Genomic DNA, 24,164 nt, shown 5'->3' on the forward strand with positions numbered 1-24,164 from the left:
GGCAGCATCCCCCTCCCCCTTGTGGGGAGGGGTTAGGGGTGGGGGTCAGCGCCGCCAGAAGGTTCATCTAGACTCTCCCCTCCGCGCCGGTCATCATCAGCCCGAGCCGCGCGATCGTTGCATCGGCGCTGTCGAGCGTGCCGACGATGCGCCCCTCATACATCACCGCGATGCGGTCGCAGAGCACCAGCAGCTCCTCGAGATCCTCACCAATGACGACGATGCCGCAGCCCTTGGCCCGCATGTCGAGGAACTTTTCGTGGATGAAACGCGCGGCCCCGATGTCGAGGCCGCGCGTCGGCTGCGAGACAATAAGCACCTTCGGATCGAAGGCGAGTTCGCGCGCCAATAGCGCCTTCTGCAGATTGCCGCCGGATAGCGCTCCGGCGCGGGTCATCGGCCCGGGGCACCTGATATCATAGGCCTTGATCTGCGCCTCGGCGAAGGCGCGGATCGCATCCGGCTTGAGCAGGCCCCTGCTGCTGAAAGCGGCGGTGCCGATGCGCGGCAGCACCATCGAATCGGCGAGCGGCAAATTGGTGACCAGCCCGGTTGTCATGCGGTCTTCCGGAATGCGACCAAGGCCAAGCGCCTGCACCTCGCGCGGCGAGAAGCGTGTGACCTTGCTGCCGGCGATCGTCATCTGGCCGGCGTCAGGCACACGCGTCCCGGAGATCACCTCCGCCAAGGCACGCTGGCCATTGCCTGACACACCGGCAATGCCGAGGATCTCACCGGCACGAACGGCAACCGACACGTCGCGCAGCGGCGTGCCCGAATGATGCGATGTCGAGATGCCCTTGAGGGTAAGCACATCAGCACCAGGCGTCGATGGTCCCCGCGCCGGCGGCACGATCTCGTGGCCGCACATCAGTTGCGCCATTGCGGCCGACGTCGTGTTGGCGGGATCGTCCACCCGGCCGGCGACGCGGCCGTGCCGCAGCACCGTGCAGCGATGCGTCAGCGCACGCACCTCGTTGAGCTTGTGCGAGATGAAGATGATGCCGAGGCCTTGCGCCGCCATCGAGCGCAATGCCGAAAACAATCCGTCGACCTCGCTCGGCGCCAGCACCGCCGTCGGCTCGTCGAGGATCAACAGCCTGGCGCCGCGAAACAGCGCCTTGACGATTTCGAGCCGCTGCTGTTCGCCGACCGACAGCGCCGAGACCGGCAGGGCCGGGTCAAGTGTGAGCCCATGCTGCCGGCCGATCTCGGCCAGCCGCGCCAGCCCGCCGGCACGGTCGATCCGGCCGCTCTTGCCGGGAATGCCTATTAGAAGATTTTCCAGCACGGTGAGCCGTGGCGCGAGGTGAAAATGCTGGTGCACCATGCCGATGCCGGCGGCCAGCGCATCGGCCGAACTGGTGATCCGCACCGGCCGGCCCTGGATAAGGATTTCGCCGGCGTCCGGCGCATAGGCACCGAACAGCACATTCATCAGCGTCGTCTTGCCGGCGCCGTTCTCGCCGAGCAGCCCAAGGATCTCGCCCGGCGCTACGCTAAGGTCGACGGCCTCGTTGGCCTTGACGGCGCCGAAGTGTTTGGTGATGCCGCGCATTTCGATGAGGGGGGCGGGCAAGGGTGCTCCTGCGGAGAGAGGGCTCTGCTTCACCCTCCCCCTTGTGGGGAGGGTCGGCTCGCAGTCGGAGCGAAGCGAAGATTGCGAGACGGGGTGGGGGCGGCGCCGAAGAGCGGCCGCCCCCCCCCCCCGCGCGGCGGGGACCGGCCCGGCCCCCCCCCGCCCCCCCGCCGCGGCGCGGCCGGGCCGCGGCCCGCCCCCCCCCGCCCCGAAGACCCCCCACCCCGCTCCGCTTCGCGGATCGACCCTCCCCACAAGGGGGAGGGTAAAACTCAATCCGAAACCGGCGTGTTCTCATCCACGTCGACGCGGAAATTGCCTTCGAGGATTTCGGCCTTCTTCTTCTCGACCAGTTCCTTGACGTCCGCCGGCAACGTCTTGTCGAACTTGTGGTAGGGCGCCAGGAACGAGCCGCCCTTGGCCATGCGCGAGAAATCGCCATAGTCCTGCGCGGTGAAGACGCCGGCCTTGACCAGTTTGATCGCCTGCTCGACCGTCGGATACATGTCCCAAACGGGACCGGTGATGACCGTGTCGGGGCCGAGGCTCGACTGGTCGGACATGTTGGAGATGGCAAGTACCTTCTTCTCCACCGCGGCTTCGATGACTCCGAAGCGCTCGGCATAGATGACGTCGGCGCCGGCGTCGATCTGCGCGACCGCCGCTTCCTTGGCTTTTGGCGGATCGAAGAACGAGCCGATGAAGGCGACCTTCTTCTTGATGTTCGGATTGACCTCCTTGGCGCCGGCGAAGAAGGCGTTGACCAGCCGGTTCACTTCCGGAATGCCCATCGCCGCGACGGCGCCGATCGTGCCCGACTTCGACATCTTGCCGGCGATCATGCCGGACAGATAGGCCGGCTCGTGGATCCAGTTGTCGAAGACGCCGAAATTGGGTTCCGCCGGCCCGGCGCCCGAGCCGAACAGAAAGGCGGTCTTCGGAAATTGCTTGGCGGTGCGACGCGATTCACGCTCGGCGGCGAAGGCATCGCCCAACACCAGCTGATAGCCGCCTTGCGCATATTCGCGCATGACGCGGCTGAAATCGGCGGTCTGCACCTTCTCCGACCATTTGTACTCGATGCCGAGTTCCTTCTCGGCCTTTTGCAGGGCGACATGGATCTGGTTGTCCCATGGCTCCTCGATCGGCGTGGCGAAGATCGCCGCCACCTTCAGCTTCTTATCCTTGCCGAAGGCAGCGCCCGGCAGCATGGCAGCGGCCAGGCCGAGCGCGCCCAGCTCCAGCACATTACGTCGCGAAAGCCCTTCGCGTGTCGAATTAGATTTGTTCTTCCGGTCTTCCATTTCGTGCCCCTCTGTTTGACAGCCGTGTCGAGCCGGCCGTTCTAAAAATCAGACAGGGAACTATGGAACGGGTCCGGACTTTTGTCCACGTGGTCAAATTTAACCACGCGCCGGATTCTTGATCTTGGCCGGCCAAGCGAGGACTGCTCGTCAGGTCCGCTCCAGCGCGACCGCGATACCCTGGCCGACGCCGATACACATCGTCGCCAGCGCATAACGGCCGCCGCGTTCGCGAAGCTCCAGCGCCGCCGTGCCGGATATACGCGCACCCGACATGCCCAAGGGATGGCCGAGCGCGATGGCGCCGCCATTCCGGTTGACGTGTTCCGCGTCCTCGGCGATGCCGAGCTGGCGCAGCACGGCGATGCCTTGCGAGGCAAAGGCTTCGTTGAGTTCGATGACATCGAACTGTTTTGGCGTCAGGCCAAGCCGCGCGCAGAGTTTCTGCGTCGCCGGCGCCGGGCCGATGCCCATGATGCGCGGCGCCACACCGGCGGCGGCCCCGCCGAGGATGCGGGCGATCGGGGTCAGGCCGTACTTCTTGATCGCGGCCTCCGAGGCGACGATCAGCGCCGCCGCCCCGTCATTGACGCCGGAGGCATTGCCGGCCGTCACCGTGCCGCCCTGCCGGAACGGCGTCGGCAGCTTGGCCAGCGCCTCGACCGTGGTTCCGGCACGAGGATGCTCGTCCTTGGTGACGACAACCGGATCGCCCTTGCGCTGCGGGATGGTCACTGCTGTGATTTCCTTCGCCAGGCGGCCACTGGCTTGTGCGGCGACCGCCTTGTCCTGACTGCGCACGGCAAAGGCATCCTGGGCCGCGCGGGAGATGGCGAACTCTTCTGCCACGTTCTCGCCGGTCTCCGGCATCGAATCGACGCCATATTGCTTCTTCATCAGCGGGTTGACGAAGCGCCAGCCGATGGTGGTGTCGTAGATCTCGGCGTTGCGCGAGAACGCCGTGTCGGCCTTGGGCATGACGAAGGGCGCCCGGCTCATCGATTCGACACCGCCCGCGATCATCAACTCCGCCTCGCCGGCCTTGATGGCGCGCGCGGCAATGGTCAGCGCATCCATGCCGGAGCCGCACAGGCGATTGACGGTCGAGCCTGGAACTTCCTTCGGTAGGCCGGCCAGCAGCAGCGCCATGCGCGCCACGTTGCGGTTGTCCTCGCCGGCCTGGTTGGCGCAGCCATAGACGACGTCGTCGACCGCCTGCCAGTCGATGCCGGGATTGCGCTCGACCAGCGCCCTCAGGGGTATCGCGCCAAGGTCGTCGGCGCGCACCGAAGACAGCGAACCGCCAAAACGGCCGATCGGCGTGCGGATGTAGTCGCAGATATAGGCCTCGGCCATGTCATGCAGCCTTTGCTTTTCCGGTTCCCTCATGCGCCGCCTTGGTGCGGGCCTGCAGGTCGCGCAATGTCTTGAGTTCGAGTTCGCTTGGCGCCGGCGTTTCGTCAAGCGTATCAGTGAACTTAACCACCCAGCCACAGCTCTCCTGCACCTGCTGGCGCGTGACGCCTGGATGCAGCGACACGACGGTGAATTCCTTGCTCACCGGATCCGGCTTCCAGATGGCGAGATCGGTGATCAGCAAGGTCGGGCCTGATGTCTCGATGCCAAGCCGTTTGCGATGATCGCCGCCCTCGCCATGGCCGAAGGAGGTGAAGAAGTCGATCTTTTCGACCATCCCTCGCTTGGTCTGCGCCATGGTGATGTAGATCTCCTTCGACGACGTCGCGATCTCCGGCGCGCCGCCGCCGCCGGGCAGCCGGGTCTTGGGATGAAAATAGTCGCCAATGACCGTCGTGTTGATGTTACCGAACTTGTCGAGCTGCGCCGCACCGAGGAAGCCGATCGAGATGCGCCCGCCCTGCAGCCAATAGCGGAACATCTCCGGCACCGCGACGGTGGTGACCGCGGTTTCGCACAATTCGCCGTCGCCGATCGACAGCGGCAGCACGTCGGGCGCGGTGCCGATCGTGCCGCTCTCGTAGATCAAGGTGATGTCGGGCGCATGCGTCAGCCGCGCCACGTTGCAGGCGGCCGATGGCGCACCGATGCCGACGAAGCAGACATCGTCATTCCGCAGCGCGCGGCTGGCGGCGATCGTCATCATCTCGTTCGGGGTGAAGCCCAAGCGGGTCTGATCGTCGCTCATGCCGCTTTCCTCAGATACTCGACCCGAGCAGCGAAATCGTCGGCGCTCTTCTCGATGACATTGGCCTGCATCCACGCCTGGAATTTCTCGCGGTCGGCGGCGATCTCGTCCCATTCGAGATAGGCCGCATTGTCGCGCGCATAATAGCCATGCGCGTAGGACGGATGCGAGCCGCCGGGCACGACCGATATCGCCGCGATCGTCCAGCGCGGCAGCACCGTCAGATTGGGGTGCAGATCGTCGAAATTGTCGACCACTTCCTCGACCGTCACCACCGCGCGTTTGGCCGCCAGTACTGCTTCCTTCTGGATGCCGATAATGCCTTCGACCAGCACATTGCCTTTCTTGTCGGCCTTCTGTGCATGAATGAAGGTGACGTCAGGCCGGATCGAAGGGACAGCCGCCAGCACCTCTCCGGTGAACGGACAGGTCACAGACTTGATGTTTGGATTGACCGCCGCCAGCCCGGCGCCGCGATAGCCGCGAAACACCGCGCAAGGCAGGCCGGCAGCACCCGCCTCATAGGCATTGGCCATACCGGCATGGCTATGTTCCTCGATTTCGAGCGGGCGCGGAAAGCCGTTCTCGATGGCATCGCGGGCGCGCCGCAGCAGGCCGACGCCGGGATTGCCGACATAGGAGAAGATGATCTTCTTCGCCATGCCCATGCCGATCATCTGGTCGTAGATCAGATCCGGCGTCATGCGGATCAGGGTCAGGTCGCGAAACCCCTGGCGGATCGCCTCATGCGCCGCCGCGGTCGGGATCAGATGGGTGAAGCCCTCGAAGGCGACCATGTCGCCATTGTTCAAATTCTCCGCCACGGCCTGTTTGAGCGGCAGGAACTTGACCATCGCGTCGGCTCCAAATTCAAAAAGTTCGTATTGCGAACATGTGTTCTATATGCGATACTTTTTACGCTCGGAGAGGGCATAGAGTCAATCCTGACGCCGATGCCGTTCTGCGGAGACAAGATGGGCGAAGAGGCTGTTTCCCGTGATCATGTCGGCTCGCTCGAGCGCGGCCTTGCCGTCATGGAGATCCTGGCCCGGCATCCCTCGGGTATGACGCTGACCGAAATGGCCGAGGAAGCAGGCCTGACCCGCGCCGGTGCCCGCCGCTTCCTGCTGACGCTGACCGCCACCGGCTTTGCAACACAGGCCGGCCGCGTGTTCTCGCTGTCGCCGCGCCTGCTGACGGTCGCCCGCACCTGGCTCGGTGGCGCCTCGCTATGGACCTTCGCCGCCCCCATCATGCGCGCGGTGGCGGCACAGCTGAACGAGGCCTGCTCGGCCGCGATCCTGTCGGGACAGGATGTCGTCTATGTCGCCCGTATTCCCGGTCGTCGTATCCTCAGCGTGTCGCTCGATGTCGGCACCAGACTGCCGGCCTATTGCACCTCGATGGGGCGCATCCTGCTTGCTGGCATGACGCCCCAGGAATTGGACGCATTTCTCGGCCAGGCAACGATCGAGAGGCGGACGCCGAAGACGATCACCGAAAAGCCGTTGCTGGCCGAGGCTATCGCGAAGGCGAAAGCGGCCGGCTTTGCCATCGTCGACGAGGAATTGGAGCTTGGCCTGCGCTCGATCGCCGTGCCGATCCGCGACCGCTCGGGAAGCACGGTCGCGGCAATCAACATCTCGACCCAGTCCGCCCGCTTCTCCGTCGCGGAGATGGAGCGGGAAATCCTGCCAGCGCTGCTTGGAGCCAGGCAGCGCATCGAGGATTTCTTTGTGGTTTAGTAAGGTATTCTCGCCCGCCAATCGCAACTGCCGCGGCATGCAAAGTCCATGCGTCGGCGGGCCAGCACCCCCCTCTGGCCTGCCGGCCATCTCCCCCGCAAGGAGGGAGATCGCTGTCATCTCAGCTTTCGCCAATCTCCGCCGATGTAGGTGGGCGCAGCGCTGAATCTGCCAATCTCCCCCCTTGCGGGGGAGATGTCCGGCAGGACAGAGGGGGGTGTGAAGGATCGCTAGGGGTACTATTTTGTGCCGTTGCAGCGCGGCCTCAATGCTTGATGCGATCCCGCATGGCGTACCACAGCATCCCCAGCACATAGAGCGGACCGCGCAGCGCCGTGCCGCCGGGGAACGGCATCGGGGTCAGCGTCGAGAACAGGTCGAGCCGCGAGGCGTCGCCGGTGATCGCTTCGGCCAACAGCTTCCCCGACAGCGTCGACAGGATGACGCCCTTGCCGGAATAGCCATGCGCGAAATAGACCTCGCCATAGTGCCCGACATGCGGCAGCCGCGACGTCGTCACCGACACCAGTCCGCCCCAGGCGTGATCGATGCGGCAGCCCTGAAGTTGCGGGAAGGTCTTTTCCATATGCGGCCGCACGAAGCCGGCGATATCCGCCGGCGGTGACGGGGTGTAGCGCTCGCCGCCGCCGAACAGCAGGCGTCCGTCCGCCGACATCCGGTAGTAGTTGACGACGAAGCGTGTGTCCGACACTGCGACATCGGCTGGGATGACATTGCGCTTGCCTTCCAGCGGCTCGGTGGCGACGATGTAGTTGCCGACCGGCATGATACGGCTGTTGACGCGCGGCTCCAGCCCACTGAGCAGCGCATCGCCCGCCAGCACGACATGTTTAGCGCGGACCGAACCCTTTGATGTCGAGACCCGGATCGAAGGCTCGCGCTCCAGCCGCACGGCAACCGAATTCTCGTGGATGGTGACGCCGGCAGCTATCGCGGTGCGGGCAAGGCCGAGCGTGTAATTGAGCGGATGCATGTGGCCGCCAAGCGGCTCGTACATCGCGCCGTGATAGGGCGTGTCGACCTTGCCGCGGGCTTCCGCCGCCGAAAGGATTTCGGCATGCGGAAACTTCATCACCGTGGCCAGGCACTCGGCCTCCTCCTCTAGATCCCTAAGATCGGAGCCGTTGACCGCGCCGACGAGATGGCCGGTCAGCCTGAGATCGCAATCGATGGCATGGCGCTCGATGATATCCAGCACCAGCCCGCGCGCCTCGAAGGCGAGATCGAACAACGCCTTTGCCCGCTCGGGCCCGTAGAGCTTGACCAGACCCTTGGCGCCCTTGCGCAGGCCGGGGATCATCTGGCCGCCATTGCGCCCCGAGGCGCCCCAGCCGATCTTGCCGCCCTCGAGCAGCACCACCTTCAATCCGCGCTCGGCGGCGTGAAGGGCGGCTGACAGCCCGGTGCAGCCGCCGCCGACCACCACCAAATCGGCGTCGACATCTCCCACCAGCGCCGGATGGTCCGGCGATGGATTGGCGGTGGCGACATAGTAGGATCTGCCGATATCGAGGCCCGAATTGAAACCCGTTGAACTGGAGGCCATCATCACACCTTGAGCAGCAGGTGGTCGCGTTCCCAACTCGTCACGACGCCCTGGAACAGGTCGAGTTCGACGCTCTTGACGCGCAGATAGGTCTGGAAGAAATCCTCGCCGAGCAGCGCCCGCACCGGGTCGCAAGCAGCGAAACGGTCAAGCGCCTCCTCCATGGTCTTCGGCAGCGTGCTCTTGATCTTATAGGCATTGCCAGACGCCTCGGTCGACCGCGCCAGTTTCTGTTCGACGCCGAGATAGCCGGCGAGCAGCGAGCCGGCGATCGCCAGGTAAGGATTGGAATCGGCACCCGGCAATCGGTTCTCCACCCGCCGCGCGGCGCGGCCACCAGCCGGCACGCGCAAGCCGCAGGAACGGTTGTCATGCGACCATTCGATGTTGGCCGGCGCGCTGTGGTTCGGCCTTATGCGGCGGAACGAGTTCACGTTCGGCGCGAACAGCAGCATGATTTCCGGGACATATTTCTGCAGGCCACCGATGAAATGACCGAACATTTCGGTGTCGGCATCGTCGCCGCCGGCAAACAGCGTCTTGCCGGCCTCGTCGATGATGGACATGTGCAGATGCATCGAACTTCCCGCCTGTGCCGCGATCGGCTTGGCCATGAAGGTGGCATGCATGCCGCTTTGCTGTGCGGCCTGGCGCGTCAACCGCTTGAACAGCAGCACCTTGTCGGCCAGCGGCAGCGCATCGCCATGCAGGAAATTGATCTCCAGCTGCGCCGTGCCCGATTCATGGATCAACGTGTCGAGCGGCAATCCGGCCGCCGCCGCATAATCATAGATGCGGCGGATCACCGGCTCGAACTCCTCGAGTGCCACCATGTCATAGGGATGCTGCACGGTTTCAGCCCGGCCGTTGGCGCCGATCGGTGCGGTCAACGGCTGGTCGGGATCGGGATTGGGCGCGGTGAGATAGAATTCGAGCTCCGGCGCCACCACCGCCCGCCAGCCGCGCTGGCGGTAGAGATCGAGCACGGCCCGCAGCGCATGGCGCGGCGAGGCCATCCAGGGCCGGTCGTCCATGTGGAAGGCATCGGCGAAGACATAGGCCTTGCCAGCAGCGGCGCCGGGCGCGAGGCAGAGCGTCGAAACATCAGGCACCATGCGCATGTCCGGGTCCGAATAGGCAAAACCCTCGTCGATCGCGCCGGAATAGCGGCCGTCGATGCTGACCAGGAAGGCGCTGCTCGGCAAATAGAGCGCGCGGTCTTCCAGCGCCTGGAGGAATTTGGCCACCGGCAAGGCCTTGCCGCGCAGCACGCCGTTCATGTCGGGCACCAGGCACTCGACCTCGTTGATGCCGTGCAGGGCCAGCCAGCTTTTCGGATCGGCGTTGTTCAGGGCGGAGCTATTCGTCGTGATTTGGTCAGGCATTTCGTTCATGTCCGTATCAGAGAGAGTATGGCTTGCGCGGCCACATCCGTTCCAGGTTTCAGCACCATTTGGGCTGCATTCCGCTTCAGGCGGGCGCGCATGGGGTCATCGGCCAGCAGGCCGAGAATGGCTTTCTCCAATACTCCTTCGGTCCAGGCATCACGGTCGATATGGTCACCAACGCCGGTCTCGCCGGCACGGCGAGCATTGTCATGCCCGGCCCCCGGTCGGGCGCCTCTCGCACGCAGCGCCTGCGCGAAGCCGACACAATTCAACGCTGGTTCGAAACTCGCTTCGGGAAACAGCGCGATGGTCGGGCTGGCTTTACGCGTCAATTAATCCTCGTCATTCCGGCCGGCTGATCATGCCGAACAGCGCTATGGTCGCGGGTTGCGGGAGAGCCGCAGACGAATGCGAAGCAGATCGGCAGCCAACTCATACTGCCGGCTTTCAAGATGGTCGAGTATATTCAGGTGTTCGCGCAGCGATTGCTGCAACCGGAAGACGTCGACGATGTCACGGTCGATGTCGGCCGGTGCGGTGCAGGTGTCAGAACTCGCAGGCAGTGACCGCCTTCGTAGACTGGTTGAAGACGGCCGGGCTGGGACCCAGCCCGATCATGGCTGCGAAACAGCAATGCCGCCGGGCGAGACCCGGCGGCATCCTTGACTGGCTACTGCCGTTTCGGCGACGATTCGCTACGGCGTCGTTTCCGCTTCAATCGCGGCCGCCGTCTGGTCGATCTTGTCGGCAAGGACGCCTTGGGCCCAGGCGGTGACATCGGCATCGACGGGCTTGTTGGCCATGTCCGTCAGCGCCGCGTCGAGCGATGCATCATCGGTGCCGGTCGCTGCCGCCGTCGCCGCGTCATTGGCGGCGGCGACCTCTGCCTCCTGGGCGGTGATTTCGGCCTGCAGATCCGTTATCTTCCCAGGCAAGGCCGCCTGATCTTCGGGCGTCATGGCCGCAATCTGTTCGGCCGTCAGCGACGTCAAGGCGCTCAACTGCGAATTCAGCGCATCCAGCTTATCCTGAGCCGCCTCAGCTGCGGCCTGGGCGACCTTGGCTTTCGCGGACTGCGTCACGAAAGCCTGGATGGCGGCGAACTTCTTGCTCTTGGAGTTCATGTAGGCGTTGATGTTGCGCTGCAGCGAATTCAGCCGGCCAAGCTTGGCGTGGATGTTCTTCTCCTTGGACACGGACGAGACCTTTGCGGTCTTATCGACCGTGGAGTCGTCCGCTTCGGCCTTGGCCACTTGCCCAGGAGCCGACGACTTGCCGTGCGAAGCGCCGCTGTTGCCATGGCCGTTGCCACCACCGTGGCCATTTCCACCCCCATTGCCGTTGCCGCCGCCGTGCCCGTTGCCGCCGGCTCCGGCTATCGCCGGAGACGCCAGAAGCGCCAATGCGGCAAGCGCCGCGAACAGAGTCTTTCGGTTTGTCATGGTAACCTCCTCGGGGAATCGCCACCCTTCGCCCAACCGCTAGGCGACCGTCGTATGAGGAATTACTAATTGTACAGAGTAAACTTTAGACAAATGCGGTCTCAATACGCGAGCTGGCAACCGTCAAGACTCGTAACCATTTGATATTATAGGAAAATCTACGCTCGTGGACCGCCGTGGCACTGAAGTCCCATGCCGATCGGACCATAGTCCTGGCTACCGACCGGCAGCAGGGAAAAGTCGTGGGGCAGTGTATCGGAAAGGCGCTGAAATAAAGGGCCTGGCGGCGAGATCATAGTCTCAGCCGATGCTTTCGCCGCCATCGATCACCAGCGCCTGGCCGGTCATGAAAGAGGAGCGGTCGGAGACGAGGAACAGGATCGCTTCGGCGATCTCTTCGGCGCTGGCCCAGCGCCCCATCGGGATCTTGGTGCGGACATAGGTTTCGATCGCCTCGCGGCCGCCCATCTGGGCGATGAACGGTTCGTTGAACGGCGTGTCGACCCAGCCTGGGCAGAGCGCGTTGACGCGGACATTGTACCGGGCATAGTCGAGCGACATCTGCCGCGTCATCGCCACCACCGCATGTTTGGAGGTGGCGTAGGCGATCATCTCGCGGTCGTAGAACACGCCGGAATTGGAGGCGGTGTTGAGGATGACACCGCCGCCTCGTGCGACCATCGACGGCATGACCAACCTCGCCGCCAGGAACTGCGCCCGCACATTGACCCGCCACGAGGCATCCATGCCTTCGGTCTCGACTTCGGTCAGCGTGCCGCCGACCTGGATACCGGCGTGATTGTGCAGGATGTCGATGCGCCCATGCCTGTCAAGCGTGCCGGCAACGAGTTGCTCGACCGCCGCGTCCTCCGCGACATCGGTCGCGATCGCCTCGGCCTGCCCGCCCAATGCCCGGATATCCGAAGCCGTTGCTTCGCCAGCGGCCTCATCCCTGTCGGCGATGACGACCACCGCGCCTTCCCTGGCCATGATCATGGCGCCGGCGCGCCCGATGCCGGAGCCGGCGCCTGTCACCACGGCGATGCGGTCTTTGAGGATCATGATGCGACTTTCAGTTCGATGGTTTGCGCTGGCGCAGCTGCCATTGGGCAAGCACCACAATCAGCACGGAGGCGACGAGCACGATCGTCGCGATAGCATTGATTTCCGGAGTTACCCCGCGCCGGATCGACGCGAAGACATAGATCGGCAGCGTCGTCTGCGCGCCGGCGACGAAGAAGGCGACGATGAAATCGTCGAAGGAGAAGGTGAAGGCGAGCAGGAAGCCGGCGACGACCGCCGGCATGATCTGCGGCAGCACGATCGACCGGAACGTCGTCAGCGGCGTGGCGTAGAGATCGCTCGAGGCCTCGACCAGATTGCGGTCGAGGCTGCCGAGGCGCGTGCCGACGATCATCGTCACCAGCGCCATGGAGAACAGCCCGTGCGCCGCGATGATCGAACCATAGCCGAGCGCCAAGCGCGGCGGTTTGTCATCGGGCCAGATCGAGGCGAGAAACGGGTTGACGACCGTAAACAGCTGGACGAGCGCGACCAGCGTCGAGATGCCGATGACGACACCCGGAACGACGATCGCGGCACCCAGAAGCGCATCGAAGATAGCACGGGTCCGCACGCCGACGCGCGCCTGGCCGAGCGCGGCCGCGGTGCCGCATAACGCCGCCAGCGACGCACTGGTGGCGGCGATGAACAGGCTGTTCTTCAGCGCTTCGACCAGGAACGGGTTTGCCAGCGCCTTGCCATACCATTGCACCGAAAAGCCGGTGAACTCGCTCGCATGGTGACCGGCGTTGAAAGAGAACAGCACGACCAGTGCGATCGGCAGATAAAGGAAGGCGAAGACGGCAATGACGAAGGCGCGCATCAGATCAGATCCACCCGGCGCGCGCCCGAAACCCGGGTCGAGATGCGGTTGGCGGCAATCAGCACCACCACCGAGACCAGCACCAGCGTGATCGCGATGGCCGATCCGAACGGCCAGTTGCGCGACTGCAGGAACAGGTCGACCAGCGCATTGCCGATGAAGAACACCTTGCCGCCGCCGAGCAGCGTCGGGATCAGATATTCGCCGAGCAGCAGGATCATCACCAGCGAGAAGCCGGTCATCACGCCGGGCAGCGACAGTTTCAGGGTCACGCCGAGGAAAGTCGAAATCGGTGTTGCACCGAGATCGGCGGAGGCTTCAAGCAGCCGGCGGTCGAGCCGCTCGAGGCTGACATAGATCGGCAGGATCATCAGCGGCAGATAGCCATAGACGATGCCGAGCAGCACCGCGCCCGGCGTGTTGATCAGTCTGACATCCTCGAACCCGATATAGGCGAGCAATGCCGGAATGCCGCGCCCGCCCAGCACATACATCCAGGCATAGGTCCGCATCAGAAGGCTGGTCCAGAACGGAATGACGACCAGCGCCAGCAGGATCAGCCGCCAGCGCTGCGGCGCCTGCAAGGCAAGGTAATAGGCAACCGGATAGGCGACGAGCAGGCAGGCGAGCGCCCCTACGGGCGCCAGCACCATTGTGTTCCAGAAGGCGGTCGCCCGCGCTGGAAGATTGGCATATTGAGCGAAAGTAAAAGCCGCCTGATAGCCGCCTTCCGGCGCCCGTTCGCCGACGCTGAATACAGCGATGGCGATGAACGGCAGCACCAGAAACACCACCAGCCACGCGGCCGCCGGACCGAGCAGCATGGCGGTCAGAAGGTTCTTGCGAAGACGGCTGCCGTGCATGGAGAGATTGCCCCGGTGCCGGCGGGAATGAACCCGCCGGTCAAGTTATCTGAGTCGAATTTGAGGCCGCGCGGTTCAGGCCGACTTGAAGCGCGCCATCAATTCGGCACGGCCGGGATCGGTCAGCGTTGCCGCCGCGCCGAATTCCAGCGGCGTCAACAGGTCCGCCGCCGGATAAAGGATCGGATTGTCGAGCACCTCCTTCGGCAGCAGCTTGTTGACCCGCGCATCGGTCGATGGCGCACCATTGGCCAGATGCTCCTTCACCGCCACCTGCGGGTTCATCAGGTAGTTGAGCAGAGCGTAACCGGCGGGCTTGTTCGGCGCGTCCTTCGGGATGGCGTAGAAGTCGGTCCAGATCTCGCCGCCTTCCTTGCCCAGCACATAGGCGATCTCGGGAATGTCGCGATGCAACTGCGCGCCATCGTTCGTCCAGCACATGGTCATCCAGGCGTCACCAGCGCGCATTCCCGGCTGGTAGTCGGATGAAACCGCGAACAGATGCGGCTTGACCTTCAGCAGCAGTTCCTCCGCCTTGGCTAGTTCGTCTGATTTGAGCGAGTTGAACGAGTAGCCGTAATATTTCAGGGCATTGCCGATCGTGGTGAGCTGGTAGTCGTGCACCATGGTGCGGCTGTCGCCTTCCGCCATGGCGGTGTCCCAGAACTCCTTCCAGCTGGTCATCGGCTTGGTCAGCTTCTTGGTGTTGACGGCAAAGCCGGTGGTGCCCCAGTTCTTCGGTACGGCGTAGGCCACTCCGTCGATCGTGCCTTCCCCAGTGAAGCGCGGGTCTTCCTGCGAGCCGTCGAAATTCGGCAGCTTCGCCATCTCCAGCGGCTCGATGATGCCGAGCTTCTTGTAGGTCGAGATCGTGTAGTTGGTCGGCACGAAAAGGCTCCAGCCCGAGGCGCCCGCCTGCAGCTTGGCCAGCATCTCCTCGTTGGAGCCGAACACGTTGACCTCGACGGCAACCCCAGTGTCCTTCTTGAAATTTTCGAATGTCGCCGGGTCATGATAATTCGGCCAGGTGGCGATCGACATGCGGTCGCCAAGGCTTTCAGCGGCAAAGGCCGGCGTCGGCATGATTCCGATCTCGCGCGCCATCACCGCCGTCGCGATGCCAAGGCCGGTGAGGCCAAGGAAATCGCGGCGGCCGATCGAGCCGCGCTTCAGACGCATCAGCTGGTCGACAAACTTCTCGGGGCTTATCGGCAGTCCATCACGATATGATTTCGACATGTTTATCTACCCTCTGGTTGGTCCCGTTGTTCTTGGGGTCCGGAAACGCCAGCGGCGTTCCGGAGGTAAAGCCGATGGCGACGGGTTCACCCGGCTTGAAGAGATTGCCGTGGCCGATCAGATGATCGGCCTTGGCGAGCAGCGTTCCAATGCCCTGGACCTCGATCGCGTATTCCGCTGTCGAACCCAGGAAAATCCGATTGCGGACGATGCCTTTGAAGCGGCCGCTTCCTGAAGTGCCGAGACTGAGCGATTCAGGACGAAGGCTGACCGACACGGCCTCGCCTTGCTGCAAGGCGGTGCGCTTGCGCGCGGCAATCACGGTGCCGTCCGCTAGCGCCACCTCCACCAGATCGCCCGTATGCCCGGCGACCTTGCCGCTCAAGAGGTTGGTCTTACCGACGAAGTCAGCGACGAACAGGTCGGCCGGCTCGTCATAGATCTCGCTCGGCTGTCCGAGCTGGACGATACGGCCGCCATTCATGACGCAGACGAAATCGCTCATCGACAGCGCTTCCTCCTGGTCGTGGGTGACCAGCACGAAAGTGATGCCGATCTCGCGCTGCAGGTTCTGCAGCTCGATCTGCATGTCGGTCCGCAGCTTCTTGTCGAGCGCCGCCAGCGGCTCGTCGAGCAGCAGCACCGCCGGCTTGTTGACCAGCGCGCGTGCCAGCGCGACACGCTGCTGCTGGCCACCGGACAGTTCGTGGATCTTGCGACGGCCATAGCCGGCAAGCCGCACCATTTCGAGCGCCTCGCCGGCTCTCAGGCCGATCTCGCGCGACGACAACCGCGGCCTTGCCTGGCGCAGCCCGTAGGCGACGTTGTCCTCGACATCCAGATGCGGAAACAGCGCGTATTGCTGGAACACCATGTTGACCGGCCGCCGGTAGGGCGGCGTGCCGGCCATATCCTGGCCGCGAATGAACACCTGGCCTTCGCTCGGCTGTTCGAAACCGCCGATCATGCGCAGGCAGGTGGTCTTGCCGCAGCCGGACGGCCCGAGCAGAGCGACGAAAGCGGATGGCGGGACGGCAAGATCGATGCCGCTCACTGCCGTCACGCTGCCATAGCGCTTTGTGACGCCGCGAAACTCGATGTCGGGCACTGCGGTCAAAGGCTGCGGACTCCCCGGGGCAATTTCAAGACGCTACCAGAGCCAATGCCGGCTAGTATATACCTCGCAGGTGGTATATCTGATCTATTTTCTCGTTTAAGGGGGTATGGATTGTCCCGCAGCGACGAATACAGCCGGCTCGCCACGCTGGTCGCGGCAACGCGAGAGACCAGCGGCGACCTGTTCGGCCAGGCGCTGGTCGATTGGCTGCGGCAGCATGTCAGCTTCGATCACTGCGTGATCTTCGGCTATCGCGGCGCCTCGCGCCCGCCTCTGCTCTTCGAGACGTTCTCGCCAGCCGAAAGCCACGTCTTCGTCGCGCTCTATCAGGAGGGGCCGTATCTGCTCGACCCGTTCCATCACGCGGCGGTCGAGCGCAAGGAAGGGTTCTGGCGCATGCGCGAACTGGCGCCGGACCGCTTCTACGCCAGCGAGTATTTTCGCTCCTACTACAGCCAGACCAGGCTGGCCGAGGAGGTCGGCTTCTTCGTGCCGCTGCCCGGCAAGGATGCGCTGGTGCTCTCACTGATGCGGCTGCGCGCCTCGGGCCCGTTCGGCACCGCCGATGCCAGATTGTTGCGCGACATGGCGTCGGCGGTGATCAGCTTCGCCAGGTTGCGCTGGCCCGCCCTTCCGGCCGACGAACCGGCGGAAGTGAAGCAGGACGAGACGATAGCGTCCGTCAACGAATTCGATCGCGCCCATATCTGGCAGAGCCTGTCGCTGACGCCGCGCGAAAAGCATGTCGTCGACCTAGTGCTGCAGGGGCACTCCACCGAGTCGATCGCCCGGGCCATGCGCATCGTGCCGGGAACCGTGAAGGTCCATCGCCGCAACATCTACCGCAAGCTCAAGATCAAGTCGCAGGCCGGCCTCTTCGCCCGCTTCGTCGAGATCATCGACGCGCGGATCCGATAATTCCTCCGGCCTTGAACCACCGCTCGATCAGGCTGTTGCGCCGGCTTCCCAGGAACCCGTCTCGGCCATTGTCTTGAGCAGTGGCGCCGGCTTGAAAATGTCCTTGCCGGTGCGCTGATGCCAGTACTCGAGCCGCTCGATAATCTTGCCCGCCCCTTCGAGACCGGCCCAGAACATCGGGCCGCCCTTGCCGATGGGAAAGCCGTAGCCATTGACCCAGACGACATCGATGTCGGACGCGCGGGCCGCGATCCCTTCTTCCAGGATCTTCGCGCCCTCGTTGATCAGGGGATAGAGCGTGCGCTCGATGATTTCTTCCGCACTGATCGCGCGCGGAGCGATGCCCTTTTCGTCCGCCTTGGCGCGGATCAGCGCCTCGACTTGCGGGTCCGGAACCGGTGTGCGCGAACCGTTCTCATAGAGATAAAACCCCTTGCCGGTCTTCTGGCCGAACCGTCCCTGCTCGCACAGCGTGTCGGCGATGACGGCTGTCTGGCCGCGCGCCTTGCGGTTTCGCCAGCCAATGTCGAGGCCGGCCAGATCGCCCATCTGGAACGGCCCCATCGGCCAGCCGAAATCGGTGAACGCCTGGTCGATCTGGCGCGGTGTGGCGCCTTCCAAAAGAAGCGCTTCCGATTCCGAACCACGCGCCGCCAGCATGCGGTTGCCGACGAAACCATGGCAGACGCCGACGACCACGGCCACCTTGCCGATCCGCCGCGCCAGGTCGACGACGGTCGCCAGTGCATCGGGCGCGGTCTTGTCGGCCCGCACGATCTCCAGCAGCTTCATGACATTGGCCGGCGAGAAGAAATGCAGCCCGACCACATCCTGCGGCCGTGAGGTCGAGGCGGCGATTTCGTCGATGTCGAGATAGGATGTGTTGGTGGCGAGGATCGCACCGGGCTTCGCCACCGCTTCGAGCTTGCCGAACACCTCCTTCTTGACCGCCATGTCCTCGAACACCGCCTCGACGATCAGGTCGCAATCGGCGAGGTCGGCATAGTCGGTGGAACCTGTGAACTGGGCGAGCCGCTGGCGCTTGGCATCTTCGGTCAACGAGCCGCGCGTGACGGACACCGAGTAGTTCTTGTCGATGGTCGCCAATCCGCGCTGCAACGCCTCGTGGCTGGTTTCCAGGAGGATGACGGGGTAGCCGCCATTGGCGAAGGCCATGGCGATGCCGCCGCCCATCGTGCCGGCGCCGATGACGCCGACGCGGGCGATCCTGCGCTTGACGACATCCTTGGCCGAAATCTTCGCCGCCTCACGCTCGGCGAAGAACAGATGGCGCTGCGCTCGCGACTGGTCGCTGGCGACCAGTTTCACGAACAGCGCGCGCTCCGCCGCCAGCGCCGTGTCGAAGGGCAGCGTGACGGCATTGCGCACCGACAGTGCGCAGGCGATCGGCGCATCGAGGCCGCGCGCCTTCCTGGCAAGATCCGCCGCCTCGGCGTCGAGAGCCGCCAGGTCGGTCTCCTTGAGCCCGTCATCGCGATCGCGCACCGGGGTGAAGGGGCCACCCTTGCGGGCTAGCTCCCTGGCAAAGTTGACGGCATGCGTGGTCAGATCGCCTTCGAAGACGGCATCGACCAGACCGGCGGCATGCGCCTCGGTCGCACTGATCGGGGCACCGGAAACGATCATCTTCAAGGCCTTCAGCGCGCCGACAAGGCGCGGCAGCCGCACCGTGCCGCCGCCGCCTGGCAAGAGACCAAGCTTCACCTCCGGCAGGCCGAGCTTGGCGCCGGTATCGGCAACGCGAAAATGGCACCCGAGCGCCAATTCCAGGCCGCCGCCAAGCGCGGTGCCATGAATGGCGGCAACGGTCGACTTGGTGATCGATTCCAGTGTCGCCACGATGGCGCGCAGATCGGGCTGCTGCACCGGCTTGCCGAATTCGGTGATGTCGGCCCCGGCGACAAAGGTCCGGCCGGCGCAAACGATGACGACGGCAGCAACCGACGCATCGTCGCGCAGCTCAACCAGCGCCTGCATCAGCGGTTCGCGAAGGTGGAAGCTCAGCGCATTGACCGGCGGATTGTCGATGGTGACGATGGCGACACCGCCATCGCGGTTGATCCTGAGGAAATCGGACAAGCAAAACCTCCCAGCACTAATCAGCAGCCATGGCCGCGCAAGCCGGATTTACAGCGCCATGGCGCGGATGGGAACCGGATGCCGGCCTGGCACAATGATTAGCCGTTCGAGGTGCCTGGCCGCCATCATCTCCGAAAGTAGCGATCCTTCACACACCCCCTCTGCCCTTCCGGGCATCTCCCCCGCAAGGGGGGAGATTGGACGTCGCCTCGGCTTTCGCCAATCTCCAACGCTGTAAGAGTGAGCGAGGCGCTAAGGCTGCCAATCTCCCTCCTTGCGGGGGAGATGTCCGGCAGGACAGAGGGGGGTGCTGTCCCGCCAGCATCGACGTTTATCCCACCACCACCTCACCGCAGCGCCTTCTGCCCGCCCGCCGCCGTAATCACCCCGACGATAATCAGCCCTGTCAGCAGCAATCGCACGCCGGCGCTGACGCCGAAGGTGTTGAGCATGGTCAGCAAAAGCACCAGGAACAGCGCCGCGCCCCAGACACCGGGGACATTCGCCTTGCCGCCGGCCACCGACGTACCGCCGATGACGACGACGGCGATCGAAGCCAGCAGGTACTCGTTGCCGATGTCGACATTGGCGCCGCGGAAATAGCCGGCGAGCAGCGCGCCGTCGATGCCGCCGAGCGCGCCCGACAGCGTGTAGGTTAGGAAGCGTATGCGGCCGACATTGACGCCGGCGAGCCACGCGGCACGGATGTTCTGGCCGATCGCCAGCACCGAGCGGCCATAGATCATGCGCTGCAGGGCGATGGCCGCACCGATGGTGAACAGCACGGTGAGGATCGCCAGCACCGGAATGCCCAGCACCTGCCAGTTGGCGAAATCGGCGAAGCCCGGCGGCGGCTTGATCTGCAGCCCGCGCCCATAGCTGATGTCGATCGACTGGATGATGAAGCTGGCCGACAGCGTTGCGATGATCGGCGGAATGCGCAGCGCCCAGATCAGCAGATAGTTGACGGCGCCGACCGCCGCACCACAGGCAAGCGCCGCCAGCAGCCCGACCGCGATCATGGCGTCGTTGCCGTCCATCACCTTCATGGCGACGGCGCTGGCGAGGCCGATATTGGCCGGCAGCGACAGGTCGACATTGCCCGGGCCGAGCGTGATGACGAACATCTGCCCGACACCGACGATGACAGTGAACACCGCAAGCGACAGGGCGGCGGTGACCATGCCGCCTCCGCCGTACCCGCCGGTGAAGACGATCGTCGCCAGCCAGACCAGAAGCGCGCCGAGAAAAGACCAGATCCAGGGTTTGTTGAGCAGCGATTTCACCGATGCCATCGCTCACCTCTCCCTGCGGCTGATCAGCACCCGCGCCGCCAGCACGATGATCAGGATGGCGCCGTTGGCGGCCACCTGCCAGTCGGGTGGGATATGCATGAAGGTGAGCAGCGGAGAGGCCGCCAGCGCCAGCGTCAGCGCGCCGATTACCGCGCCGATCGGCGACACCCGCCCGCCGACGAACTCGCCGCCGCCGAGGATGACGCCGGCGATCGCCAGCAGCGTGTAGCCATTGCCGATATTGGCGTCGGCCGAGGTGGTGATGCCGATCAGCGCCATGCCCGACAGCACGCCGAACAGGCCGGCCAACGAAAACAGCACGATCTTGGTCTTGAGCAGCGACCAGCCGGCGCGGCCGAGTGCCGCCGGATTGCCGCCCGAGCCGCGCAGGATCACGCCATAGGAGGTGCGCATGAGGCCGAAATGAACGATGAGCCCGATCAGCAGCGCGGCGATGATCGGGAACGGCACGAAAGGCGGCTTGAACGCCATCAGCCCAAGCAGCCAGTCCGGCGCCTTGCCGCCTGGTTTGGGCAGAATGAGAATCGCCAACCCCTGCCAGACGAAGCTCATGCCGAGCGTCACCACGATCGAAGGCAGGTTGCGCAGATGGATCAGCGCGCCGAGCAGCGCATAGACGCCGATCGACCCGAGCAGGATGACGACGCCGATGAGCGGCGCGTCCTTCAGCCAGGTCGCGGTGACGCAGCCGACGAAGCCGACGAAAGTGCCGATCGACAGGTCGAGCTCGTTACCTGATATGACGAACATCTGCGCGATCGTCGCCAGCGCGATCGGGATCGCCAAATTGAGCATCAAGCTGAAGCCGAAATAGCTGATGGCGCGCGGGTTGAGCCAGGCGATGGCAAGCAGCACCAGTGCCAACGACAGCGCCGGCAGCAGCCCGCGCAACAGGCGGGCGCGGGCCAGCGCGCCACGCTCGGCGGAAGTCCTGGCAGCGGTTTCGAGACTGGCGGCCGTCATCTCAGGCCGCATCGCCGAACGAGGATTGGATGATCTTCTCTTCCGTCAACTCGTCGCGGCGCAGATTGGCGACGATGCGGCTGTTCTTGAAAACATAGATGTGGTCGCAATTGTCGAGCTCTTCGGTTTCGGTGGTGTACCAGAGGAAGGTACGGCCGCGGCCTGCTTCCTCGCGCACGAGGTCGTAGACTTCCAGCTTGGTGCCGATGTCGACGCCGCGCATCGGATCGTCCATCAGCACGATCTGTGCATCCGAGCCGAGGGCGCGGGCAAACAACGCCTTCTGCTGGTTGCCGCCCGATAGCGAGAAGATGTTGTTGTTCATGTCCGGCGTGCGGATGCCGATCTTCTTTTGCCAATATGCAGCAAGCTCCGCCTCGCGCTGCGGCGAGATCAACAGCCCGTTGCGCAGGCGCGCCAGCGAGCGGATGCCGATGTTTTGCGCGATCGACCATTGCGGAAAAATGCCGTCCGCCTGGCGGTCGCCGGCGACCAGTGCCACCGGTGCCGTCACCTCGATGCCGGTCCGGGCGCGCGACGCCGCCGCGAAGATCGCCAGCAGCAGATCGGTCTGGCCATGGCCGGCCAGCCCGGCAAGGCCGATGATCTCGCCGGCGCAAGCGACAAGGTCGGTACCGTCCTTCTGCGCGGCGGGCCGCGCCCGAACCCGCAGCGGGCTGGCGCCGATCTTGGCGGCAGCGATTTCGGCGGCGATCTTCTGGCGCGCTTCCGCTCCGCCCATCGCCGTCACCAGCCGGTCGCGGTCGAAGGCACTGGCGGCGTCTGCGACAACCACCTTGCCGTCGCGCATCACCACGATGCGGTCGGCGTTGCGCAGCACCTCGCCCAGCACATGCGAAATCAGGATGCAGCTTTTGCCGCCGGCGACGAAGCGGCGCACGAAGGCCAGCAGCTGGCCAGCCGTATGCGCGTCCAACGACGATGTCGGCTCGTCGAGGATGACGAGGTCAAGCCGATCCTGAGTGACCGTGAACGCGCGCGCCACCTCGACCATCTGGCGTCGGCCAATGGAGAGATCGCCGACAATGTCCGACGGCGAAATGCTGTGGCCCGGAAAAATCTCGTCGAGCTTGGCCGCGATCAGATCCGCCGCCTTGCGCCGCCAGCCGAGCCCGCGCAGCGAAGCATGGTTGATGCGCGTGTTCTCGGCGACGCTGAGATTGGGGCACAGCGACAGCTCCTGGAACACGCAGCGTATGCCGAGCTGCTGCGCCCGCGACACCGAGTAGTTGTCCTCGGTGCCGCCATGCACGCCGATCTGCCCGCTGTCGGGCACCAGCGTGCCCGCCACCATGTGCATCAGCGTCGATTTGCCGGCGCCATTGTGGCCGACGAGACCGACGCATTCACCGGGCCCGACGCGAAAATCGACGCCGCCCAGTGCGCGAACGGCGCCGAAATGCTTTTCGGCGCCGTTCAGTCTGATGATGTCAGCGTTCCCTTCAGGCATGCTCAACGATATCCGCTCGGCGATACGGACGGCAACGCTGCCGTGATGCTCACTTGATGTTGGCTTTGATGGCCGCGATTGCATCTTCCTGCGTGTATTCGTGGCTGGCAACGCCACCCTTGGGGATCTTCGGCAGCTCGGCCTCGAAATCGTCTTGGGTGAAGGCCAGATACGGCACCAGCAGATCGTGCGGAATGTCCGTGCGGCCGTCGAGCACCTGCTGCGCCACCCAGAAGGCGAGCGACGACACGCCGGGCGCGATCGAGGCCGACCAGGTCTGGTAGCCGTCCTTGTCCTTCTGTTCCTTCCACCACTGCAGTTCGTCCTGCCGATTGCCCATGATGATGGTGGGGCGCGGCTTGCCGGCGGCGGCGAAGGCCTGTGCCGCGCCATAGCCGTCACCGCCCTGGTCGACGATGCCGACGATCTCGGGCAGCGACGGCAGGATGGTCGCCACCGCCTTCTGCGCCGTCGTCTGATCCCAGTCGCCGGTCACCGAACCGACGATCTTGAACTCGGGATGGGCGGCAACGCCTTCAAGGATGCCGGCATGAATGGCATCGTCGATCGAGGTGCCGGCGAGGCCGCGGATTTCCAGCAGGTTGCCGCCCTTGGGCTGGAACTTGGCCATCTGCTCGACTTCCTGCTTGCCCATGTCCTTGAAGTCGACGACGACGCGGTAGGCGCAAGGTTCGGTGACGGTGCCGTCGAAGGAGACGACGACGATGCCGGCGTCGCAGGCCTGCTTGATGGCGCCGTTGAGCGCATCCGGCGAGGCGGCGTTGATGACGATCGCGTCATAGCCCTGCAGGATCAGGTTCTGCACCTGCGCCGCCTGCGTCGGCACTTCCTTGTCGGCGGTGGTGAAGATGTCGGCCGCGCCGACGATCTTGTCGGCGACCGCCTTCTTGGTGACGATGCCATAGCTGTCGAGCATGGCCTGCCGCCAGGAATTGCCGGCATAGTTGTTGGAAAAGGCGATCTTCTTGCCACTGGTGTCGGCCAGCGCCGTGCCCGAGGCGAGCATTGCCGCCAGAGCGCCCAGAACGAACAGTTTCTTCATGTCGTAATCCTCCCAGATGTGTTGACTGCTGCAATTCCCG

Annotated in this window: 21 protein-coding genes; 2 read left to right on the plus strand and 19 right to left on the minus strand. The window is 64.5% G+C overall.

Annotated elements, in window-relative coordinates; genetic code table 11:
* Positions 1 to 67: 67 nt before the first annotated feature.
* The 5 genes from NKG99_RS08215 to NKG99_RS08235 form a co-directional block, all read right to left on the minus strand.
* Positions 68 to 1,579 (minus strand): ABC transporter ATP-binding protein, encoded by a 1,512-nt coding sequence (locus NKG99_RS08215; RefSeq protein WP_352866158.1) that lies wholly within the window; start codon positions 1,577 to 1,579, stop codon positions 68 to 70.
* A 272-nt stretch (positions 1,580 to 1,851) separates the two neighbouring features.
* A complete protein-coding gene (locus NKG99_RS08220) occupies positions 1,852 to 2,883 on the minus strand; it encodes a BMP family protein (RefSeq protein ID WP_352866160.1) in 1,032 nt (343 codons plus the stop codon).
* 150 nt (positions 2,884 to 3,033) lie between these two features.
* Positions 3,034 to 4,239 (minus strand): 3-oxoadipyl-CoA thiolase, encoded by a 1,206-nt coding sequence (gene pcaF, locus NKG99_RS08225; RefSeq protein WP_352866585.1) that lies wholly within the window; start codon positions 4,237 to 4,239, stop codon positions 3,034 to 3,036.
* Position 4,240: 1 nt separating this feature from the next.
* Positions 4,241 to 5,047, minus strand: a complete 807-nt coding sequence (locus NKG99_RS08230; RefSeq protein ID WP_352866162.1) for a CoA-transferase subunit beta — start codon at positions 5,045 to 5,047, stop codon at positions 4,241 to 4,243.
* Positions 5,044 to 5,901, minus strand: a complete 858-nt coding sequence (locus NKG99_RS08235; protein WP_352866165.1) for a CoA transferase subunit A — start codon at positions 5,899 to 5,901, stop codon at positions 5,044 to 5,046. Before NKG99_RS08235 ends, NKG99_RS08230 begins: the two co-directional genes overlap by 4 nt.
* 120 nt (positions 5,902 to 6,021) lie before the next feature.
* Between NKG99_RS08235 and NKG99_RS08240 the strand changes: the two genes are divergently transcribed.
* Entirely contained in the window at positions 6,022 to 6,792 is a 771-nt protein-coding gene (locus tag NKG99_RS08240; RefSeq protein ID WP_352866167.1) for an IclR family transcriptional regulator domain-containing protein, read from the plus strand.
* Between the two features lie 265 nt (positions 6,793 to 7,057).
* On the opposite strand, the gene NKG99_RS08245 is transcribed toward NKG99_RS08240, so the two are convergent.
* From NKG99_RS08245 to NKG99_RS08285, 9 genes are all read right to left on the minus strand, one after another.
* Positions 7,058 to 8,362 (minus strand): NAD(P)/FAD-dependent oxidoreductase, encoded by a 1,305-nt coding sequence (locus tag NKG99_RS08245; protein ID WP_352866170.1) that lies wholly within the window; start codon positions 8,360 to 8,362, stop codon positions 7,058 to 7,060.
* The gene (locus NKG99_RS08250; protein ID WP_352866172.1) at positions 8,362 to 9,744 is read right to left on the minus strand and encodes a glutamine synthetase family protein; all 1,383 of its coding nucleotides are present in this window, start codon (positions 9,742 to 9,744) and stop codon (positions 8,362 to 8,364) included. Before NKG99_RS08250 ends, NKG99_RS08245 begins: the two co-directional genes overlap by 1 nt.
* A 5-nt stretch (positions 9,745 to 9,749) precedes the next feature.
* On the minus strand, positions 9,750 to 10,079 hold the full coding sequence (locus NKG99_RS08255) for a hypothetical protein (protein ID WP_352866174.1): 330 nt from the start codon (positions 10,077 to 10,079) through the stop codon (positions 9,750 to 9,752).
* 363 nt (positions 10,080 to 10,442) lie between these two features.
* A complete protein-coding gene (locus tag NKG99_RS08260; protein ID WP_352866176.1) occupies positions 10,443 to 11,189 on the minus strand; it encodes a hypothetical protein in 747 nt (248 codons plus the stop codon).
* 300 nt (positions 11,190 to 11,489) lie between these two features.
* The gene (locus tag NKG99_RS08265) at positions 11,490 to 12,251 is read right to left on the minus strand and encodes an SDR family NAD(P)-dependent oxidoreductase (RefSeq protein ID WP_352866178.1); all 762 of its coding nucleotides are present in this window, start codon (positions 12,249 to 12,251) and stop codon (positions 11,490 to 11,492) included.
* Positions 12,252 to 12,261: 10 nt separating this feature from the next.
* Positions 12,262 to 13,074, minus strand: a complete 813-nt coding sequence (locus tag NKG99_RS08270) for an ABC transporter permease (protein ID WP_352866181.1) — start codon at positions 13,072 to 13,074, stop codon at positions 12,262 to 12,264.
* Entirely contained in the window at positions 13,074 to 13,937 is an 864-nt protein-coding gene (locus tag NKG99_RS08275) for an ABC transporter permease (protein ID WP_352866184.1), read from the minus strand. Before NKG99_RS08275 ends, NKG99_RS08270 begins: the two co-directional genes overlap by 1 nt.
* 75 nt (positions 13,938 to 14,012) lie before the next feature.
* On the minus strand, positions 14,013 to 15,176 hold the full coding sequence (locus NKG99_RS08280; protein ID WP_352866187.1) for an ABC transporter substrate-binding protein: 1,164 nt from the start codon (positions 15,174 to 15,176) through the stop codon (positions 14,013 to 14,015).
* Complete coding sequence (locus NKG99_RS08285; protein WP_352866190.1) at positions 15,157 to 16,293, minus strand: ABC transporter ATP-binding protein; 1,137 nt, start codon at positions 16,291 to 16,293, stop codon at positions 15,157 to 15,159. The genes NKG99_RS08280 and NKG99_RS08285 overlap by 20 nt, the downstream gene beginning before the upstream one ends.
* A gap of 111 nt (positions 16,294 to 16,404) precedes the next feature.
* On the opposite strand from NKG99_RS08285, the gene NKG99_RS08290 reads away from it, so the two are divergent.
* Positions 16,405 to 17,211, plus strand: a complete 807-nt coding sequence (locus NKG99_RS08290) for a LuxR C-terminal-related transcriptional regulator (RefSeq protein ID WP_352866192.1) — start codon at positions 16,405 to 16,407, stop codon at positions 17,209 to 17,211.
* A gap of 27 nt (positions 17,212 to 17,238) precedes the next feature.
* Here the strand turns inward: NKG99_RS08290 and NKG99_RS08295 are convergent, their stop codons facing one another.
* From NKG99_RS08295 to NKG99_RS08315, 5 genes are all read right to left on the minus strand, one after another.
* Positions 17,239 to 19,311: a 3-hydroxyacyl-CoA dehydrogenase NAD-binding domain-containing protein gene (locus tag NKG99_RS08295; RefSeq protein ID WP_352866194.1), complete on the minus strand. Its 2,073-nt coding sequence runs from the start codon at positions 19,309 to 19,311 to the stop codon at positions 17,239 to 17,241.
* A 347-nt stretch (positions 19,312 to 19,658) separates the two neighbouring features.
* Positions 19,659 to 20,606: an ABC transporter permease gene (locus NKG99_RS08300; RefSeq protein WP_352866197.1), complete on the minus strand. Its 948-nt coding sequence runs from the start codon at positions 20,604 to 20,606 to the stop codon at positions 19,659 to 19,661.
* 3 nt (positions 20,607 to 20,609) lie between these two features.
* A complete protein-coding gene (locus tag NKG99_RS08305) occupies positions 20,610 to 21,590 on the minus strand; it encodes an ABC transporter permease (RefSeq protein ID WP_352866199.1) in 981 nt (326 codons plus the stop codon).
* Between the two features lies 1 nt (position 21,591).
* Positions 21,592 to 23,061: a sugar ABC transporter ATP-binding protein gene (locus tag NKG99_RS08310; RefSeq protein WP_352866202.1), complete on the minus strand. Its 1,470-nt coding sequence runs from the start codon at positions 23,059 to 23,061 to the stop codon at positions 21,592 to 21,594.
* Between the two features lie 49 nt (positions 23,062 to 23,110).
* Positions 23,111 to 24,124, minus strand: coding sequence for an ABC transporter substrate-binding protein (locus tag NKG99_RS08315; protein WP_352866203.1), 1,014 nt, complete (start codon positions 24,122 to 24,124; stop codon positions 23,111 to 23,113).
* Positions 24,125 to 24,164 lie beyond the last annotated feature (40 nt).

Origin of the sequence: Mesorhizobium sp. M1409 (assembly GCF_040317535.1) — a bacterium.
In the GTDB taxonomy this organism is placed as follows: Bacteria; Pseudomonadota; Alphaproteobacteria; order Rhizobiales; family Rhizobiaceae; genus Mesorhizobium.

Excerpts from the sequence above, each read along its gene's own strand:
- NKG99_RS08220 (WP_352866160.1), bottom strand. The coding sequence starts at position 2,883 with ATGGAAGACCGGAAGAACAAATCTAATTCGACACGCGAAGGGCTTTCG.
- pcaF (WP_352866585.1), bottom strand. The coding sequence starts at position 4,239 with ATGGCCGAGGCCTATATCTGCGACTACATCCGCACGCCGATCGGCCGT.
- NKG99_RS08230 (WP_352866162.1), bottom strand. The coding sequence starts at position 5,047 with ATGAGCGACGATCAGACCCGCTTGGGCTTCACCCCGAACGAGATGATG.
- NKG99_RS08235 (WP_352866165.1), bottom strand. The coding sequence starts at position 5,901 with ATGGTCAAGTTCCTGCCGCTCAAACAGGCCGTGGCGGAGAATTTGAAC.
- NKG99_RS08240 (WP_352866167.1), top strand. The coding sequence starts at position 6,022 with ATGGGCGAAGAGGCTGTTTCCCGTGATCATGTCGGCTCGCTCGAGCGC.
- NKG99_RS08245 (WP_352866170.1), bottom strand. The coding sequence starts at position 8,362 with ATGATGGCCTCCAGTTCAACGGGTTTCAATTCGGGCCTCGATATCGGC.
- NKG99_RS08250 (WP_352866172.1), bottom strand. The coding sequence starts at position 9,744 with ATGCCTGACCAAATCACGACGAATAGCTCCGCCCTGAACAACGCCGAT.
- NKG99_RS08260 (WP_352866176.1), bottom strand. The coding sequence starts at position 11,189 with ATGACAAACCGAAAGACTCTGTTCGCGGCGCTTGCCGCATTGGCGCTT.
- NKG99_RS08265 (WP_352866178.1), bottom strand. The coding sequence starts at position 12,251 with ATGATCCTCAAAGACCGCATCGCCGTGGTGACAGGCGCCGGCTCCGGC.
- NKG99_RS08270 (WP_352866181.1), bottom strand. The coding sequence starts at position 13,074 with ATGCGCGCCTTCGTCATTGCCGTCTTCGCCTTCCTTTATCTGCCGATC.
- NKG99_RS08275 (WP_352866184.1), bottom strand. The coding sequence starts at position 13,937 with ATGCACGGCAGCCGTCTTCGCAAGAACCTTCTGACCGCCATGCTGCTC.
- NKG99_RS08280 (WP_352866187.1), bottom strand. The coding sequence starts at position 15,176 with ATGTCGAAATCATATCGTGATGGACTGCCGATAAGCCCCGAGAAGTTT.
- NKG99_RS08300 (WP_352866197.1), bottom strand. The coding sequence starts at position 20,606 with ATGGCATCGGTGAAATCGCTGCTCAACAAACCCTGGATCTGGTCTTTT.
- NKG99_RS08305 (WP_352866199.1), bottom strand. The coding sequence starts at position 21,590 with ATGACGGCCGCCAGTCTCGAAACCGCTGCCAGGACTTCCGCCGAGCGT.
- NKG99_RS08310 (WP_352866202.1), bottom strand. The coding sequence starts at position 23,061 with ATGCCTGAAGGGAACGCTGACATCATCAGACTGAACGGCGCCGAAAAG.
- NKG99_RS08315 (WP_352866203.1), bottom strand. The coding sequence starts at position 24,124 with ATGAAGAAACTGTTCGTTCTGGGCGCTCTGGCGGCAATGCTCGCCTCG.